Origin of the sequence: Amycolatopsis sp. FU40 (genome assembly GCF_021903635.1) — a bacterium.
Lineage (GTDB): Bacteria > Actinomycetota > Actinomycetes > Mycobacteriales > Pseudonocardiaceae > Amycolatopsis > Amycolatopsis dendrobii.
This window is the reverse complement of sequence record NZ_CP091381.1, coordinates 6,864,819-6,880,604: the sequence shown is the minus strand read 5'-3', so window position 1 is coordinate 6,880,604 and position 15,786 is coordinate 6,864,819. Positions and strand designations below refer to the sequence as shown.

The following is a 15,786-nucleotide window of genomic DNA, read 5'->3' as shown; positions in this document are numbered from 1 at the left end:
CTGGTTCAGCGGGATGTCACAGTCTCTTACCTTGTCGGGGGTTTCCGCCTCCCTATTACGGCAATTTCACCGGGACGAACCTCACGTTCCGACCCGTACCGGACGCCATGTGGGGTAGGTCTCCCGACCTGGGGGTCCGCCGGGAGTTGCGGCAGGCTGGAACTGTGACAGACGAGACTGCGAAGGGACCCGCGCGGGAGTCGCTCACGCAGATCCTCGGCGGGCGGCGCGGCGCCATCGACGCCAGCATCCCGCCCGCCGCGTTCGTCGTCGGCTGGCTCGCCGCCGGCCGGTCGATCGCCTGGGGAGCGGGCGTCGCGATCGGCGTCGCGGTGCTGCTGGGCGCGTACCGGCTGATCCGCGGCGACAAGGCGCGCGCGGTGGTGGTGAGCCTCGCCGCGGTGGTGATCGCCGCGCTGATCGCGATGCACACCGGCCGCGCCGAGGACTTCTTCCTGCTGCAACTGTTCTCGAACGCGGCGAGCGCGCTGCTGTTCGCGGCGAGCATCGCGGTCCGCTGGCCGTTGCTCGGCGTGATCGTGGGACTGCTCCTCGGGCAGAAGACCCGCTGGCGGCGCGACCCGGCTTTGCTGCGCGCGTACTCGTGGGCGAGCGGCGTGTGGGTGCTGCAGTACTTGCTGCGAGTGGTCGTTTACGGCCTGTTGTGGTGGACCGGGCAGGTGGTGGCGCTCGGAGTGGCGCGCACGGTGCTCTCCTGGCCGCTGGTGGCCGCGACCGTGGCGGTGAGCGGCTGGGTCCTCTACCGGAGCCTGCCAGCAGAACACCCGGGCCTTCGCCTGGCGAAGGACCCGGGTGCGGGCGGATCCGAAACCGGACCCGGAAGTTAAGGCGGCCCCCGGCGAGGGGGGAGGGTCCGGGGGCCGGTTCCTACGGTACCCGGACCGGAGGGGTTGAGTCGACGGTTTCGACTCTTCCGCTCAAGTTTTGGTGGCATTCACCCGTCGGGATGGTCGCGGGGTGTCCTCGCCCCACGCTTGCACCGCCGCGAGCCATGCCGCGCCGAGCACGCCATCGGAGCTGGTCAGAACGTTGAGGCCGGCGAATTCGGCCCGTACGCGAGCCCCGGCCGGGCTGTCTTCGGCCAGTACGCTGCCCACGAGCACGATCGGAGTTTTTTCTCCCGGCTCGCGCGTGGCGTGCGCGATGCGCACGAGATGCCGGGCGCCGCGCGCGACGATCTCCTCCGCGCCGGGCTGTCCGGCGGCAGCGGCGGCACTCACCAGCGGCGCGTACCGAGCGAGTCGGACCGGCGGTTCCGCATTGGCATGGGTCACCAGTGCCCACATGACCGCGAAGCGATCGGACAGGTCCACTGCGGACGGTCCGAACGCTTCGGCGAGGACCGCCTCGGCCAGTCCGTCGAGCGGGCCGTCGCCTTCGAGCGCGGCGAGCGTGGCGCGCACGGCTTCGCGGCCGAGCCAGAAGCCCGAGCCCTCGTCGCCCAGCAGCCAGCCGTGTCCGCCCGCGGTCGCGACCATCCGCCGGCCGCGGATGCGCCCGGCGATCGAGCCGGTGCCCGCGACGAGCACGGTGCCGTCCGGTTCGGCCGTCGCGGACGCGTAGGCCACCTCGGCGTCGCCGGTAACGCGGACCCGGCCCGCGAGACCGATTCGCTCCCATGCCGCGGTGAACTCCGCGGCGACCGCCGGATCGGACAGCTTGCTCTCGCCCGCCATGCCGACCACGGCGCCGAGCACGTCAGTGTGTCCGTCCACTGCGGACTCGATGGCCCCGGCGATCCGGGCCGCCGCCACCGCGGGCGGATGCGAGTTCGGATTCGCGCCTTCCGCGGCTCCGGTGCCGCGCACGACGCCGGCGGCGTCGATCGCGATCGCTCGCGTCGAGGTGCCGCCGGCGTCCACGCCTACTACGAGGCTCACCGGGTCTTGGTCACCTTCAGCAGCCCGCGCGGGTTGTCCGGGTTGCCGCCGCGCGCGAGCGACAGCCCGAGCGCGATCCGCTGGATCGGCAGGATTTCCAGCACTGGAGCCAATTCCTCGACGGTCGGGGCGACTGGGATGCGCAGTGCGGCGGGCACGTCGTTCGCCGCCGACCCGACCGCGAGCACGTCCGCGCCGCGCTCGCCGACCGCTTCGAGGACCTCGCGCATGGCCTCGCCGCCGCGGCCGAGGCTGGTGGCGGCGAGCACGGCGGTCTCGCCGTCGACCGCCGCGACCGGACCGTGCAGCAGGTCCGCGCCGCTGTACGCGCGCGCCGCGAGGTAGCTCGTCTCGGCCAGCTTCAGCGACGCTTCGAGCGCGCTGGCATAGGAGTAGCCGCGGCCGGTGGTGAGAACGCGGTCGACAAAGCGATAACGGTCCACGGCGCGCTGCACGCCTTCGACGGAGCCGTCGAGGGTCTGCTGGGCCAGTTCGCCGATCTTCTCGGCGTCCTCTCCCTTGCCGCCGCGGATCGCGTCGATGAAGAGGTACAGCGCCATCAGTGTCGCCGAGTAGGTCTTGGTCGCCGCGACCGCCTTCTCGACCCCGGCGCCGATGTCCACGCCCAGCTCCGAAGCCGCGCGCAGCGGCGAGTCCGGGGTGTTGGTGACCGACACGGTCAGCGCGCCCTGCCGGCGGGCGGCCTCGGTGACCTCGATCAAGTCCGGCGAACCGCCGCTCTGGCTGACGGTGATGAAGAGCACGTCGCGCAGGTCCGGACGGGCGCCGTAGAGCGTCGCGGTGGACGGCGACACGAGGCCGGCCGGCAGGCCGAGGAGTACCTCGATCAGGTATTTCGCGTACAGCGCGCCGTGGTCGCTCGAACCGCGAGCGGCGAGCAGGGCGAACCGCGGCGGGTTCTGTGAAATCTTTTCCGCGACTTCAGCGATGCCGGACCGCCGCTCGACCAGCCCGGCGAGAACGCTGGGCTGCTCCGAGATTTCCGCGGCCATGTGCTCGCCGGGACGTAGTTGGGTCATCACTTTCCTCTCCGCCGGGACGGGTGTCCCGGTGTGCTGCGCGGCGTCCGGTCAGGTCTAGACCAATGCTAGCCGGGCGGAGCGGGTCGGGAGAAGGGTACGTTTCCTCACGGGGCAGTGGCGCGTTTAATGTGGGAAGACTGAGGGAGCCGGGCATGCTGGAGACACCCCCCGCGAGCGAGGCGGGGACTGCTGCGCGAGGGCAGCGCGAACCCAAGTACTGGGCGCTGAAGCAGCATCTGCTGGACCTGCTCGACGCACTGCCGCCGGGATCGCCGATCCCGACCGAGCGGGCGCTGGCGGGAGAATTCACCGTTTCGCGCACCACCGTGCGCCAAGCGCTGGCGGATCTCACCGCCGAGGGCAGACTGCACCGCGTCCAGGGCAAGGGCACCTTCGCCGCCGAGCCGAAGCTCGCGCAGCGGCTGCAGCTGTCCTCTTATACCGAGGACATGCGCAAGCAGGGCCTGAAGCCCTCGTCCCAGTTACTGGAACTCGAAGAGCTTCCGGTCGAAGGCGAGATGACCAAGCTGCTGCAGTTGCGCAACGGCGCGAAGATCCTGCGGCTGCGCCGGCTCCGGCTCGCCGACGGCCAGCCGATGGCGCTCGAGACCACGCACCTGCCGCTCGGCCGGTTCCGCGGGCTGCGCAAGCACATCACCGCGGGCGGTTCGCTGTATGCGGTGCTGCGCGAGCATTACGGCGTCGAGCTGGAGCGCGCGGAGGAGACGATCGAGACGTCGCTTGCCGGGCCGCAGGAAGCGGAAATCCTCGGCGCGGACGTCGGCATGCCGGTGATGATGCTGACCCGGCATTCGTTCGCCACCGACGGCAAGCCGGTCGAGTTCGCCCGCGCGGTCTATCGCGGCGACCGGTACAAGTTCGTCACCACGCTGCTGCCCTGACCGCGTGAGCATCGCGGGGGAGACCGGCATCCGCTGGGGCACGCCCGCGGCTCGCGGCGTGCTCTGGACGACCATCCTCGGTTCGGGGATGGCGATGCTCGACGGCACGATCGTGAACGTCGCGCTGCCCCGGATCGGCGAGGAGCTGGGCGCGTCGGTCGCCGGTCTGCAGTGGATTCTCGACGGCTACCTGCTGGCGCTGGCCGCGCTGATCCTGGTCGCCGGGTCGCTCGGCGACCGCTACGGCAGGCGACGGGTGTACCTGGTCGGCGTCGTGTGGTTCGGGCTCGCGTCCGGGCTGTGCGCGGCGGCGACGTCGACCGAGTTGCTCGTGCTGTTCCGCGTGCTCCAGGGAATCGGCGGGGCGTTGCTGACGCCGGGTTCGCTGGCGATCCTGCAGTCGTCGTTCTCGCACGACGACCGGGCCCGCGCGATCGGCTCGTGGTCCGGCCTCGGCGGGATCGCCGCGGCGGTCGGCCCGCTGCTCGGCGGACTGCTCGTACAGGCGTGGTCGTGGCGGCTGGCGTTCCTGATCAACCTGCCGCTCGCGGTGATCGTCGTGCTGATGGCGCGCCGGTTCGTGCCCGAATCGCGCGATACCTCGGCGACCGGGCATCCGGACTACGTCGCCGCGGCGGTCGGCGCGCTCGGCCTGGCCGGGGTGACCGGCGCGCTGGTCGAGGCTCCGGTGCGCGGGATCGGCGATCCGATCGTGCTGGTCGCGCTGGTGGTCGGGGTCGCCGGGCTGGGGCTGTTTCTCTGGCTCCAGCACCGGGCTGCCGAACCGCTGGTGCCGCCTTCGTTGTTCCGCGACCGGACGTTCACGCTGTCGAACGCGCTGACGTTCGTGGTCTACGCGGCGCTCGGCGGCGTGATGATGTTGCTGGTTCTGCAGCTTCAGGTGTCGCTGGGCTATTCGCCGACGCTGGCCGGGCTCGCCGGATTGCCGATCACGGTGATCATGCTGTTGCTGTCTGGCCGGTCGGGTGCGCTCGCGCAGCGGATCGGGCCTCGGCTGCAACTGGTGGTCGGGCCGATCGTGGTCGGCGTCGGGATGTTGCTGCTGACGCGGGTGGGGCCGGGGTCGTCGTACCTCGGGTCGGTGCTGCCCGCGGTGGTGGTGTTCGGGCTCGGACTGGCCACTGTGGTCGCTCCGGTCACCGCGACGGTGCTGGCCGCCGCGCCGGACCGGTACGCCGGGGTCGCGTCCGGGGTCAACAATGCGATCGCCCGATCGGGTGGACTTCTGGCGGTGGCGGTGTTGCCGGCCGCGGCGGGTTTGACGGGTTCGGCTTACCGCGATCCGACCGCGCTGACGGCCGGATGGCAGACCGCGTTGGTGATCTGCGCGGTGCTCGCGATCGTCGGCGGGCTGATCGCGTTAGGAATTCACAACGGCGTGCTCGGCGCCGTTGAAGCGGACGATTCGCCGCATCCCGGGGATTGCTTGCATTGCGGGGTGGAAGGGCCGCCCACACACGTCCATCCGGGCGGGCACCGCTGATCGTTCAGCGGGCGTCGCGGGATTGGGCGACCAGCCGGGCCTCGATGCCGTGCAGCGTCTTGATCAAGGCGTCGATCTCGGCGGGGCCGGTGAAAGTCCCGTCGAGCAGAGCGGACCAGGTGTCACGCAGCTTCTGCAGGTTTTCCGCCGCTTTCGGCGTGGGGTAGAGACGCACTCGGCGGGCGTCTTCGGGATCGGCTTCCCGGCGCAGCAGGCCCTTGTTCTCCAGGCCCCGGACGGCTCGGCTGACGTTGCTGGAGATCATCTGGGTGGCCTCGGCCGCGGCGTTGACCGTCGTTCCGGGGTGCCGGTCGACGAACCGCATCACCGCTCCTTCCAGCGGCGTTCCCGACTCGGCGTTGGCTTCCTTGGCGGCATTGATGTGCCGGGCCACCGCGAGGATCAGGTCGGCCACCTCGAAGAGTTGTTCGTCTTTCATCCGGCCAGCGTAGCCGAATACCTATCGTTTGACAGGTATCTCCTCGGCGACGTAGGTTAGCTATCAATTGATAGCTAAGGAGCTGGTATGAAGGCGTTGATCATCGGGGCGTCGCGGGGGCTGGGCTACGCGCTTGCCGCTGAGTTCCTCGGCCGCGGCTGGCAGGTCACCGCGACCGAACGCACATCGTCAGCACTGCACGGGCTGGCCGGGGTAACGGTGGAGACCGTCGACATCGCGGTGCCCGAACAAGTCGCGGCGCTGCGCGAGCGATTGGCCGGGTCGGCGTTCGACCTGCTGTTCGTCAACGCCGGAACCAACTACACGACCGACCCCTCGGCGACCTTCGCCGACGTGTCCACCGACGACTTCGTCCAGGTCATGGTGACCAACGCGCTGAGCCCGATGCGCGTCGTCGAGGCTCTGCAAGACTTGGTCCCCGCGACGGGCACGATCGGCGTGATGTCGTCGGGGCAAGGCAGCGTCGCCGACAACACGAACGGCGGCTTCGAGGTCTACCGGGCGAGTAAATCCGCGCTGAACCAGCTCATGCGCAGCTTCGCGGCACGGCATGCCGACGACCCGCGAACCCTGCTGCTCATGGCGCCGGGCTGGGTGAAGACGGACCTTGGCGGCCCTCGCGCGCGGCTGACCATCGACGAGAGCATCCCCGGAGTCGCCGACACGATCGAGGCTTGGGCGGGCAAGGGCGGGCTGCACTATCTGGACCGGCAGGGGCAGACCGTCAACTGGTGACTGGCCTTGACCGCCCCAATGCCGCTTTGGGTGCGTTGAACGCACCGAACGCCGCATTGGGTGCGTCAGATGCACCCAATGCGGCATTGGGGCGCTCGGGCTAGGCGAGCAGTTCCGTCAGCATCGCCGGATCGATGTTGCCCCCGGAAACGACCGCGACGGTGCGTCCGCCGGGGAGTTCGTCGGCGTGGTGCAGGTAGGCGGCCGGTGCGGTGGCCCCGCTGGGTTCGGTCACCAGGCGGCCCTGGTGCGCGAGCGCGCGGACGGTGTCGCGGATTTCGTCCTCGGTCACGGTGATCACGCCGTCCAGGACCTTCCGCAGGTGCGCGAACGTGAGCTCGGACGGTTGTGCGCGCAGCCCGTCCGCGATGGTGCGGGCGCGGTCGGTGATGGGCCAGTTCACGATCTCGCCCGCGGCGAGGCTGGCCGCGGTGTCGGCGGCGAGTTCCGGTTCGACGCCGTAGACCTTCGCGTTCGGGCACTTCGCCTTGATCGCGGTGCCGACCCCGGAGGCGAATCCGCCGCCGCTGACCGGGACCAGCACGGTCTCGACGTCCGGGAGGTCCTCGGCGATCTCCAGCCCGGCCGTGCCCTGCCCGGCGATGACGTCCGGGTGGTCGAACGGCGGGATCAGCGTGAGGCCGCGTTCTTCGGCGAGAGCGAGTGCCGCCGATTCCCGTTCCGCGATCGGCACTTCGCGGACTTCCGCGCCCCAGCGGCGGGTGGCTTCGACCTTCAGCCGCGGAGTGACGTCCGGCACCACGATCACCGCGGTGATCCCGAATTCGCGTGCGGCGTAGGCGACTGCTTGCGCGTGGTTGCCGCTCGAATACGCGACCACGCCGCGTTCCCGTTCGGCGTCGCTGAGTGCGGCGATCGCGTTGTACGCGCCGCGGATCTTGAACGCGCCGATCGGTTGCAGGCTCTCGGGTTTCACCCAGAATTCGCCGGGAACCCAGAACTGGCGCAGCAGCGGGGTGTGCACCGCGGTGCCCTTCAGCCGTCCGGCCGCGGTTTCGATGTCGGAGATCGTCACGAGGTGCATGAGACGAGTATGTCAGGAAAGTGTGAGCTTTAGTCTATCCATTGTGGACAGTCAACGTGGCGTCCCTCACGCCGGGGCAACGAAGGGAGCACCTCAGGCGACTTAACCGTTGAAGAAACAGGGAACAACGGCTGGGAAACGATCAGATCGGAATCATGAGCGAGGAGCAGAAGGAAACCGCGGAGGACAAGAAGAAACTCCGCATGACCTCGGTGCTCGCCGCGGCGCTCGCGGCGGTCACCGCCGCGTTGCTGGGTTCGACGCTGGGGGTCGCGGGAACAGTCATCGGCGCCGGGGTGGCCAGTGTGGTCAGCACCGTCGGCGGCGAGTTGTACCTGCGGTCTTTGCAGCGCACTCGCGATGCCGCCCGGAAGGCTATGGAGACGGCTGCTCGGCGCAGCCGAGGCGCGCTGGTGCCGGTGGAGGCGGTGCGGGAGTCCGCTTCCGGGGACGGGGCGACGGTGCATGTCGACGCTGATGTGGCGAACATGCCTACGGTTCGGTTGCGTCCTACTGGGCCGGATGCTTCCGACAGCCTGGGCGAGAAGCTTCGGAAGATGCGGTGGCCGTTGATCATCGCGTCCAGTGCGGTGGCGTTCGTGGTTGCGTTGGTTGTGCTGCTGGGGCTGGACTGGACGACTAAGGGGAATGTGTCCACTGGGTTGATTCCCCGGCAGCCGGACACGAGCCAGCACCAGGACGATCACCCGGACAACACGCCGAGCACCCAGCCGCAGGTGCCGCCGAGCGGGGAGTCCCGGTCGGGTAATCCGACGTCATCGCCGACCACGGTGCCTAGTGCTCCGGCGTCTTCGCAGGCGACTCAGCAGACTCAGCCTCCGTCTTCGTCCTCGAAGCCGTCGACTAGTTCGCAGGCGCCCAGCACCAGCCAGACGCCTACCGCTCCCGCGGTCCCCTCGAACGCGAACGAGTAGCCCGCCGCCTGGCGCCAGCGGGCTTTACCGCAGCTGGGCTCGCAGGGTCTGCGCGGCGGCTTTCGGGTCTTCGGCCTCGGTGATAGCCCGGACAACGACGATGCGGGTCGCGCCCGCGTCCAGTACCTCGGGCAGCCGGGTCTCGTCGATGCCGCCGATGGCGAACCAGGGGCGCTGCGTGCCACTTGCCGCAGTGGCCCGAACCAACTCCAACCCAGGTGCGAACCTGCCCGGCTTGGTCGGAGTGGGCCAGCAGGGGCCGGTGCAGAAGTAGTTCACGCCAGCCTCGGTGGCGGCTGCGCTGGCCTGCTCCTCCGAATGGGTGGATCGGCCGATCACGACGTCGTCGCCCAGGACCCGGCGGGCCAGCGAAACCGGGATGTCGTCTTGGCCCAGATGCAGGACGTCAGCGCCTACGGCTAGCGCCACATCTGCTCGGTCGTTTACCGAGAGCAACGCTCCGTGGCGGGCGCAGGCCTCTGCCAGGACCTCTAGCGCGGCGATTTCCTGCTTCGCTTCCAGGGGAGCGCCGCCGGTCTTGTCGCGTAGCTGGACGATGTCCACGCCGCCGGCCAAGGCCGCGTCGGCGAACTCGGCGAGGTCGCCTCGCGAGGTGCGGGCGTCGGTGCACAGGTACAGGCGCGCGTCGGCTAGCCGGGTGCGAATTTGGTCTCCGGTCAAGGCAGGCATGGCGGTGACGTTACCCGCGCGCTACGGTGTGGGAGTCCGCACGGGAGCCCGAGGCACGGGCTGAGAGGGAGCTGCCGCTCCGACCGTGGAACCTGATCCGGGTCATGCCGGCGCAGGGAGCGTGATTCCACTGTGAACACCAGCACCACAACCGTCACTGTCGTCGGCGGCGGCGTCATCGGGCTGTCCGTTGCCTGGCGCGCGGCCGCCCGGGGATGGCGCGTCACGGTCGTCGACCCGGATCCCGTGCACGGCGGGGCGTCCTGGCTCGCCGGCGGGATGCTCGCGCCGGTCACCGAGGCGTGGCCGGGCGAGGAAGCCGTGCTCAGCCTGGGGGAGGCGTCGCTGCGACGCTGGCCCAGCTTCGCGCGGGAGCTAGTCGCCGAAGGGACCGATCCCGGGCTGGCCGAGCACGGCACGATCGTCGTCGGCTTCGACAGCGCCGACGCCGGGCACCTCGACATCCTCGTCGGGTACCTGCGCTCGCTCGGCCGCGACGTCGAGACGCTCACCGGGCGCGAGGCGAAGCGGCTCGCGCCAGGACTCGGCTCGGTGCGCAGCGGCCTTCATGTGCCGGGCGATTTAGCCGTGGACAACCGGAAACTGCTTACCGCGCTGAGCGAAGCGGCTACGAAGCGTGGGGTCGAGTTCCGCCGCGAGCGGCTCGAGAGCCTCTCCGAAGTGTCTGGTCCGGTGATCCTCGCCGCAGGTGCGTGGACCGGGCAGCTGCATCCGTTGCTGGAGCACGCCGTACGCCCCCTGAAGGGCGAGATTCTGCGACTGCGTCCGCGTCGTGGCTGTCTGCCGCCTCCGCCGTACACGGTGCGCGCGATGGTCGAAGGACGGCCGATCTATCTGGTACCGCGAGAAGACGGCGAACTGGTCCTTGGCGCGACGCAGTACGAAGCCGGTTTCGATCAGGCTGTCACCGCGCGCGGCGTACGCGAGCTGCTGGAAGGCGCGGAACGTATTCTGCCCGGCATCACGGAGTACGAGCTGGTGGAACTCGCCGCCGGACTGCGTGCCGCGAGCCGCGACGCTTTGCCGTACATCGGCGAAGTGAGCGAAGGCGTGTACGCGGCGACAGGACATCACCGCAACGGTTTGCTGATGGCGCCCGCGACTGCGGACGCTGTGGTCGCGTGGCTGGCCGGCGAAGCCCCGCCGCCGGAGGTCGCTGCGGCGACGCCCGCCCGTCTCGAGAAGGAGCGAGTCTGATGGAGATCAAGGTCAACGGCGAATGGCGGGAATTCCCCGACGACAGCACCGTTTCCGCGGTCCTCGACGCGCTGGGAGCGGAACGCCGGGGCGTGGCCGTCGCGGTCAACGGCGAGGTCGTGCGGCGTGGCGAATGGGAAGAAGCGGTCGTGCCGAAGGGCGCGAGCCTCGAAGTGCTGACCGCGGTTCAAGGAGGTTGAGCATGGACGACCTGATCATCGGCGAACACAAGCTGTCGTCGCGATTGATCATCGGCACCGGTGGCGCGGCGAATCTCGAAGTGCTGGAACGAGCGCTGGTCGCGTCGGGCACCCAGCTCACCACCGTGGCGATGCGCCGCGCCGACGCCGAGGGCGGCTCCGGGGTACTGGAGTTGTTGCGGCGCTTGGACATCGAGCTGCTGCCCAACACCGCGGGCTGCCGGACGGCGGCCGAGGCCGTGCTCACCGCCCAGCTGGCCCGCGAGGCGCTGGAAACGAACCTGATCAAACTTGAGGTGCACGCCGACGACCGCACCCTGCTGCCCGACCCGCTGGAAACCCTCGAAGCAGCCGAACGCCTGGTGGCGGACGGATTCACGGTGTTCGCCTATACCAACGACGACCCGGTGCTCGCCCTCCGCCTTGAGGAGGCGGGCTGTGCCGCGGTGATGCCGCTCGGCGCCCCGATCGGTACCGGGCTGGGGATCCGGAATCCGCACAACATCGAGCTGATCGTCTCGCGCGCCTCGGTGCCGATCGTGCTGGACGCGGGAATCGGTACGGCGTCGGACGCCACGCTGGCGATGGAACTCGGCTGCTCTGCGGTGCTGTTGTCGACCGCGGTGACCCGGGCGGCGGATCCGGAACGGATGGCGCTGGCGATGCGGAGCGCGGTCGAGGCCGGGTACTTGGCGCGGGGCGCTGGGCGGGTGCCGCAGCGGTTTTGGGCGCAGGCGTCCAGTCCGCCTCGCTGACGTGCTCGTGAGTGTTTATGCCGGTTCTAACCGGCATAAACACTCACGAGACCTCTACCACCACCTTGCCGCGCACACCGCCGCTTTCCAGCGCGCGGTGTGCGTCGGCGATATCCGCCAACGGAAACACCTGATCCACCAACGGTCGCACCAACCCGGCATCGACCCACCGGCTCAGGTCAGCGAGCTGGTCCGCCTTCGGGTTCCCGCTGAAACCGCGCACCCAGCGGTGGGGACGCAGCGAATTCGCCGCCACATAACCGAGCGCGCGGACCGGATGGTCGAGGTCGAACGCGATCGCGACCATCCTTCCGCGCGGAGTCAGTAGTCGCCGGAAGGTGTCGAGGTCCCGGCCGACCGTGTCGAGGATGACGTCGAACTTCCCGAGGCTGCCCGGAGCGCGGTAGTCGAGTGCCACGTCCGCGCCGAGTTCTCTTGCCAGCTCTAGGTTCTTGGCGCTCGTCAGCCCGGTCACGTGTGCGCCCATCGCTTTGCCGAGCTGCGTCGCCACAAAACCGACCCCGCCCGTCGCGCCGCGGATCAGCAGGCGTTCGCCGGGTTTCAGATGGGCTTTGTCGCGCAGCGCGGTAATCGCGGTGGTGCCCACCGGCAGCGATGCGGCCTGCACGGGATCGAGCCCGGCAGGCACGTGGTCCAGCTGATCCGCGGCCATCACGTAGTACTCCGCGGCAGTGCCCATCCGCCGCCCGCCGCCCCAGACGAGGTTGCCGGCGGAGAACCGGCTCGTGCCCGGTTCGACCACCTCTCCGACCAGGTCCACGCCGATCCGTTTGGGGATACGCTTGCCGCTGAACGGAAGCAGCTTTCCGGACCGCATCGCGAGTTCGCCGCCGTTGACCGTCAGCGCGCGCACCCGGACGAGGACTTCGCCAGGGCCGGGCACTGGTCTCGGGACGGTGGCCTCGCGCAGGACTTCCGGCGGTCCGTAGCGGTCGTAGGTGATGGCTCGCATCGAAGTGGAAGGCATGTTCCACTTCTAGCACGGAAAGTGGAAAGGGTCTTCCGATTCGCGTAAAGTGAGAGAGTGCCGGAAAAACCGACTCGGTTGCGCACCGACGCCGCCCACAATCGCGCGCAGATTCTCGACGTCGCGAAGCGCACGTTCGAGACCGAAGGCCTGGACGTGTCGATGAGCGAGCTGGCGCGCCGCGCGGGCCTCGGCGTGGCCACGGTGTACCGACATTTCCCGACCAAGGCCGACCTGGTCGCCGATGCCTTCGCCGAGCCGATGGCCGAATGCGCGGGGATGCTCGACGAGGCGCTCGCCGACCCCGATCCGTGGCGCGGGTTCTGCCGGGTGATCGAGGAAGTGTGCGCGATGCAGGCGCGCAACCACGGGTTCTCCGCGGCGATCGTGACCGCGCTGCCGGAGCAGGTGCGGTTCGCGGAGTTGCGGGACCAGGCGTTGCGGGCGTTCACCGAGTTGATCCGCAGGGCGCAAGATGCCGGTGCGCTGCGGGCCGACTTCGCGGTTTCCGACCTGTCCTTGATCTTGCTGGCGAACGGCGGGCTGCGGTCGGGCGCGGGAGCCGCGGCACCGGCGGCGTCGCGTCGGCTCGCGGGCTACCTGCTGCAGTCGTTCCGGGCGGAGGCCGCCGCGCCGCTGCCGCCGCCCGCGGAGCTTCCGCTCGACGTGTCTGTGCTCTGAATGGGCGGCCAAGCTGCACAAATAGTCGGGTAATGGTGATTTCGCCCGCGCTTGACACGGATTGAGCACGGGTACGCCGTATGGTTGACGGCACCCTTTCCGGCGCACCCAGCGGCGGGCACCAGCGTCAGAAGGAGCCGATCGTGACTCTTTCCTCGGTCCAGGACGTAACGGGCCGGTTGTATCTAGCGGTGGGGCGGCTTTCCCGCTCGCTGCGCCAGGCGGGCGCGCCCGGGCCTGGACACGGGTCGATCTCCGCGCTGGCCACGCTCGTCCACTTCGGCGAACTTCGCCTCGGCGACCTCGCCGCGAAGGAAGGCGTCGCGGCGGCCACGATGTCGCGGATCGTGGCCACGCTGGTGGAGGCTGGTTACGTCACCCGCGAGTCCGACCCGGTCGACCGCCGCGCCTGGCTCGCCCGCGCCACCGAGGAAGGCGAACGCCTCGTCTCCGGCGTGCGCTCCACCCGAGTGCAGGAACTCAACCGCCGCCTCGACCGCCTCACGCCCGAGGCCCGCGAGTCGATCATCGCCGCGCTGCCCGCGCTGGAAGCCCTGATCTCCGACGAGGGCTAACGCTCTTCCGGGGCGAGCCGCCAGAACGCCGACACGGGGCCGACTTTCGCGCCCATGGGGTAGGAGTGTTCAACGGCCTGCGAGACGAACCATTTGCCGTAGCGCGCCGCTTCGACCACGGGCATGCCCTTGGCCAGTCCAGCGGTCAGCGCGGACGCCATGGTGTCGCCAGCCCCGTGCGTGTGCGGCGTCTGCCAGCGCGGGCCGGGCAGTTCCACGAAGGTCGAACCGTCGAAGAGCAGGTCGACGCATTCCGGGTCGGACTGCAGGTGGCCGCTCTTCACCAGCACGTACTTCGGGCCTAGCTGGTGCAGCACGACGGCCGCGGTGTGCATGCCTTCGCGGTCGGTCACCGTCATGCCGGTGAGCAGGCGCACCTCGTCCAGATTCGGGGTGAGGACGGTGGCGCGCGGCAGGAGTTCGTCGCGCAGTGCGGCGAGGCCGTCGTCGTCGAACAGCGACTGTCCGGTCATCGCCGCGGCCACCGGGTCGACCACGAACGGGATCGCGCCGTCGCGGCCGATCCCGGCCTTGTCGCAGGCCGCCGCGACCGCGAGGATGATCTCCGCGGACGCGAGCATGCCGGTTTTCGCCGCGCCGACGCCCATGTCCGCCGCGACCGCCTCGATCTGCCCGGCGACGATGTGCGGCGGCAGGTCGGCGCGGTCGTGCACGCCGAGCGTGTTCTGGACGGTGACCGCGGTGACCGCGACCAGGCCGTGCACCCCGCAGGTGAGGAAGGTCCGCAGGTCCGCCTGCAGTCCGGCGGCCCCGCCGGAATCCGATCCGGCGATGGTGAGCGCGGAGGGCGGGCTCGGGTTCTCAGTCATGTGCGCGTTCCGACTTCTGGTCTGGTCCATTGAGGCAACTGTGCTTCATTCACAGTCCACCACGATGGCACAGTAAGCGTTCGTGCTGGTCCCCGTGACGAAGGAGACATCAGTGAAGCTCGCCGCGGCCGGTCTCCTGCTCTTGTCCACGCTGGCGGTACCGGGGGTCGCCAGCGCGGACAGCCCCCAGCTTTCGCACGTGACCACGGTCGGCGTGCACAACACCTACGACCCGGCCGCGTACCCGTACCTCGCGCAGGCGCTGGACAACGGCTCCTCCCTGCTCGAACTCGACGTCTGGCCGGACTTTTTCACCCACGAGTGGAAAGTCAGCCACTCCAATCCGCTCGGCAACGGCAACAACTGCGTCGACGCGCATTCGGCGGCCGACCTTTACTCGGGTGGCGCCAACAAGGATCTCGAATCGTGCCTGGACGACATCCGGATCTGGCTCGGCGCCCATCCCGGCCGCGGGCCGCTCACCCTGAAGATCGAAATGAAGACCGGTTTCTCGGCGAATACCGGCCTCGGCCCGGCCCAGTTGGACGCGGCGTTCCGCGACCACCTCGGTGACGCGGTGTTCAAGCCCGCCGATCTTCTCGGCAGCCACGCCACACTGGATGAAGCGTCCAAAGCGGACAATTGGCCGACGTTGGACGCCTTGCGGGGCAAAGTGCTCACCGAGATCATCCCCGGCACCGTCGAAGAAGGAAATCCGACCGACACGCTGCACACCGATGTCGAGTACGCCCGTTATCTGCTTGAGCAGAAAGCGGCCGGAAAACTGAATTCGGTGCAGATCTTCCCGACTGTGCACGGTGCCGCGAGCGGCGATCCGCGCGACAAGTACTCCGCGGAGCAGAAACCGTGGTTTGTCGTTTTCGACGGGGACGCGAGCGAATGGCTCGCGAAGGCCGGAATGTCCTGGTACGACGAAAACCACTACTACGTGGTGATGACGGACGCCCAGAACGTCGCGCCCGCCATCGACGACCGCAACCCGACCGTCGACCAGGCGGCTCAGCGCGTCGCCGAACTGGCCAGGCAGCACGCGTCCGTGGTGACGTCCGACTGGACCGGTCTCACGACCGTGCTGCCGACGGTGGATTCGCGCGGCTAGAACCGCGGCGGCGGCTTCAGCACCGACATCCGGTATTGGTACACCGCTTGCGCTTCGGCGATCCCCGGCCGGGGCGTGACGCCCGATTTGCGGATCGTTTTGACCGCCGAAGCGGTGCGATGCTCGGTGACCAGGCCGTCGACCTCGTGCTGCACCTCAAGCGGCAGCCTCGCCCACAACGCTTCCGGTGTCTCGCTCATCCGG

Annotated in this window: 19 protein-coding genes and 1 riboswitch; of the genes, 11 read left to right on the top strand and 8 right to left on the bottom strand. The window is 69.4% G+C overall.

The genetic code is table 11. The features are described from left to right. Nucleotides 1-164 precede the first annotated feature (164 nt). The gene (locus L3Q65_RS32280; RefSeq protein WP_182896443.1) at nt 165-848 is read left to right on the top strand and encodes a DUF3159 domain-containing protein; all 684 of its coding nucleotides are present in this window, start codon (nt 165-167) and stop codon (nt 846-848) included. Nucleotides 849-938: 90 nt separating this feature from the next. Here L3Q65_RS32280 and L3Q65_RS32275 read toward each other — a convergent pair whose 3' ends face one another. Both L3Q65_RS32275 and L3Q65_RS32270 read right to left on the bottom strand, forming a co-directional pair. Continuing rightward, the gene (locus tag L3Q65_RS32275) at nt 939-1,901 is read right to left on the bottom strand and encodes an N-acetylglucosamine kinase (RefSeq protein ID WP_182896444.1); all 963 of its coding nucleotides are present in this window, start codon (nt 1,899-1,901) and stop codon (nt 939-941) included. Further along, a complete protein-coding gene (locus L3Q65_RS32270; protein ID WP_182896445.1) occupies nt 1,898-2,941 on the bottom strand; it encodes an SIS domain-containing protein in 1,044 nt (347 codons plus the stop codon). Before L3Q65_RS32270 ends, L3Q65_RS32275 begins: the two co-directional genes overlap by 4 nt. Before the next feature lie 155 nt (nt 2,942-3,096). On the opposite strand from L3Q65_RS32270, the gene L3Q65_RS32265 reads away from it, so the two are divergent. Both L3Q65_RS32265 and L3Q65_RS32260 read left to right on the top strand, forming a co-directional pair. After that, a complete protein-coding gene (locus L3Q65_RS32265; protein WP_009084055.1) occupies nt 3,097-3,846 on the top strand; it encodes a GntR family transcriptional regulator in 750 nt (249 codons plus the stop codon). A gap of 88 nt (nt 3,847-3,934) precedes the next feature. Beyond that, a complete protein-coding gene (locus L3Q65_RS32260) occupies nt 3,935-5,350 on the top strand; it encodes an MFS transporter (RefSeq protein WP_370648231.1) in 1,416 nt (471 codons plus the stop codon). Between the two features lie 4 nt (nt 5,351-5,354). Here the strand turns inward: L3Q65_RS32260 and L3Q65_RS32255 are convergent, their stop codons facing one another. Beyond that, nucleotides 5,355-5,789 (bottom strand): MarR family winged helix-turn-helix transcriptional regulator, encoded by a 435-nt coding sequence (locus L3Q65_RS32255; protein WP_182896447.1) that lies wholly within the window; start codon nt 5,787-5,789, stop codon nt 5,355-5,357. A gap of 87 nt (nt 5,790-5,876) precedes the next feature. Between L3Q65_RS32255 and L3Q65_RS32250 the strand changes: the two genes are divergently transcribed. Further along, nucleotides 5,877-6,545: an SDR family NAD(P)-dependent oxidoreductase gene (locus L3Q65_RS32250; RefSeq protein ID WP_237597430.1), complete on the top strand. Its 669-nt coding sequence runs from the start codon at nt 5,877-5,879 to the stop codon at nt 6,543-6,545. 100 nt (nt 6,546-6,645) lie between these two features. Here the strand turns inward: L3Q65_RS32250 and L3Q65_RS32245 are convergent, their stop codons facing one another. After that, entirely contained in the window at nt 6,646-7,590 is a 945-nt protein-coding gene (locus tag L3Q65_RS32245) for a threonine/serine dehydratase (protein ID WP_237597429.1), read from the bottom strand. A gap of 155 nt (nt 7,591-7,745) precedes the next feature. On the opposite strand from L3Q65_RS32245, the gene L3Q65_RS32240 reads away from it, so the two are divergent. Next, nucleotides 7,746-8,525: a hypothetical protein gene (locus L3Q65_RS32240; RefSeq protein ID WP_237597428.1), complete on the top strand. Its 780-nt coding sequence runs from the start codon at nt 7,746-7,748 to the stop codon at nt 8,523-8,525. 24 nt (nt 8,526-8,549) lie between these two features. On the opposite strand, the gene thiE is transcribed toward L3Q65_RS32240, so the two are convergent. Further along, nucleotides 8,550-9,215: a thiamine phosphate synthase gene (gene thiE, locus L3Q65_RS32235; protein ID WP_182896451.1), complete on the bottom strand. Its 666-nt coding sequence runs from the start codon at nt 9,213-9,215 to the stop codon at nt 8,550-8,552. Nucleotides 9,216-9,245: 30 nt separating this feature from the next. Next, nucleotides 9,246-9,351, top strand: a riboswitch (TPP riboswitch). On the opposite strand from thiE, the gene thiO reads away from it, so the two are divergent. The 3 genes from thiO to L3Q65_RS32220 all read left to right on the top strand — a co-directional run bounded on the left by thiO (nt 9,348) and on the right by L3Q65_RS32220 (nt 11,388). Beyond that, a complete protein-coding gene (gene thiO, locus L3Q65_RS32230; RefSeq protein WP_237597427.1) occupies nt 9,348-10,433 on the top strand; it encodes a glycine oxidase ThiO in 1,086 nt (361 codons plus the stop codon). It overlaps the preceding riboswitch by 4 nt. After that, nucleotides 10,433-10,633 (top strand): sulfur carrier protein ThiS, encoded by a 201-nt coding sequence (gene thiS, locus L3Q65_RS32225; RefSeq protein WP_182896453.1) that lies wholly within the window; start codon nt 10,433-10,435, stop codon nt 10,631-10,633. Before thiO ends, thiS begins: the two co-directional genes overlap by 1 nt. A gap of 2 nt (nt 10,634-10,635) precedes the next feature. Further along, the gene (locus L3Q65_RS32220) at nt 10,636-11,388 is read left to right on the top strand and encodes a thiazole synthase (RefSeq protein ID WP_037807946.1); all 753 of its coding nucleotides are present in this window, start codon (nt 10,636-10,638) and stop codon (nt 11,386-11,388) included. Nucleotides 11,389-11,431: 43 nt separating this feature from the next. Here the strand turns inward: L3Q65_RS32220 and L3Q65_RS32215 are convergent, their stop codons facing one another. After that, a complete protein-coding gene (locus L3Q65_RS32215) occupies nt 11,432-12,376 on the bottom strand; it encodes an NAD(P)-dependent alcohol dehydrogenase (protein WP_237597426.1) in 945 nt (314 codons plus the stop codon). Nucleotides 12,377-12,433: 57 nt separating this feature from the next. Here L3Q65_RS32215 and L3Q65_RS32210 point away from each other — a divergent pair, with 57 nt between their 5' ends. Together L3Q65_RS32210 and L3Q65_RS32205 are read left to right on the top strand one after the other, a co-directional pair. Continuing rightward, nucleotides 12,434-13,057, top strand: a complete 624-nt coding sequence (locus L3Q65_RS32210) for a TetR/AcrR family transcriptional regulator (RefSeq protein ID WP_237597425.1) — start codon at nt 12,434-12,436, stop codon at nt 13,055-13,057. Between the two features lie 143 nt (nt 13,058-13,200). Continuing rightward, nucleotides 13,201-13,632 (top strand): MarR family winged helix-turn-helix transcriptional regulator, encoded by a 432-nt coding sequence (locus L3Q65_RS32205; RefSeq protein ID WP_037718524.1) that lies wholly within the window; start codon nt 13,201-13,203, stop codon nt 13,630-13,632. Here the strand turns inward: L3Q65_RS32205 and thiD are convergent. Further along, the gene (gene thiD, locus L3Q65_RS32200; RefSeq protein ID WP_237597424.1) at nt 13,629-14,462 is read right to left on the bottom strand and encodes a bifunctional hydroxymethylpyrimidine kinase/phosphomethylpyrimidine kinase; all 834 of its coding nucleotides are present in this window, start codon (nt 14,460-14,462) and stop codon (nt 13,629-13,631) included. The two genes, L3Q65_RS32205 and thiD, sit on opposite strands and share 4 nt — an antisense overlap. 112 nt (nt 14,463-14,574) lie before the next feature. Here thiD and L3Q65_RS32195 point away from each other — a divergent pair, with 112 nt between their 5' ends. After that, nucleotides 14,575-15,582 carry a phosphatidylinositol-specific phospholipase C domain-containing protein gene (locus tag L3Q65_RS32195; protein ID WP_237597423.1) on the top strand — a complete coding sequence of 336 codons (1,008 nt, stop codon included), beginning with the start codon at nt 14,575-14,577 and terminating at the stop codon, nt 15,580-15,582. On the opposite strand, the gene L3Q65_RS32190 is transcribed toward L3Q65_RS32195, so the two are convergent. Next, a complete protein-coding gene (locus L3Q65_RS32190) occupies nt 15,579-15,782 on the bottom strand; it encodes a hypothetical protein (RefSeq protein ID WP_116200384.1) in 204 nt (67 codons plus the stop codon). The genes L3Q65_RS32195 and L3Q65_RS32190 overlap by 4 nt on opposite strands. Between the last annotated feature and the right edge of the window lie 4 nt (nt 15,783-15,786).

Bases quoted from the DNA above. Each gene is read 5' to 3' on its own strand.
- L3Q65_RS32270 (WP_182896445.1), bottom strand. From the start codon at position 2,941: ATGACCCAACTACGTCCCGGCGAGCACATGGCCGCGGAAATCTCGGAG.
- L3Q65_RS32265 (WP_009084055.1), top strand. From the start codon at position 3,097: ATGCTGGAGACACCCCCCGCGAGCGAGGCGGGGACTGCTGCGCGAGGG.
- L3Q65_RS32260 (WP_370648231.1), top strand. From the start codon at position 3,935: ATGGCGATGCTCGACGGCACGATCGTGAACGTCGCGCTGCCCCGGATC.
- L3Q65_RS32255 (WP_182896447.1), bottom strand. From the start codon at position 5,789: ATGAAAGACGAACAACTCTTCGAGGTGGCCGACCTGATCCTCGCGGTG.
- L3Q65_RS32250 (WP_237597430.1), top strand. From the start codon at position 5,877: ATGAAGGCGTTGATCATCGGGGCGTCGCGGGGGCTGGGCTACGCGCTT.
- L3Q65_RS32245 (WP_237597429.1), bottom strand. From the start codon at position 7,590: ATGCACCTCGTGACGATCTCCGACATCGAAACCGCGGCCGGACGGCTG.
- L3Q65_RS32240 (WP_237597428.1), top strand. From the start codon at position 7,746: ATGAGCGAGGAGCAGAAGGAAACCGCGGAGGACAAGAAGAAACTCCGC.
- thiE (WP_182896451.1), bottom strand. From the start codon at position 9,215: ATGCCTGCCTTGACCGGAGACCAAATTCGCACCCGGCTAGCCGACGCG.
- thiS (WP_182896453.1), top strand. From the start codon at position 10,433: ATGGAGATCAAGGTCAACGGCGAATGGCGGGAATTCCCCGACGACAGC.
- L3Q65_RS32220 (WP_037807946.1), top strand. From the start codon at position 10,636: ATGGACGACCTGATCATCGGCGAACACAAGCTGTCGTCGCGATTGATC.
- L3Q65_RS32215 (WP_237597426.1), bottom strand. From the start codon at position 12,376: ATGCCTTCCACTTCGATGCGAGCCATCACCTACGACCGCTACGGACCG.
- thiD (WP_237597424.1), bottom strand. From the start codon at position 14,462: ATGACTGAGAACCCGAGCCCGCCCTCCGCGCTCACCATCGCCGGATCG.
- L3Q65_RS32190 (WP_116200384.1), bottom strand. From the start codon at position 15,782: ATGAGCGAGACACCGGAAGCGTTGTGGGCGAGGCTGCCGCTTGAGGTG.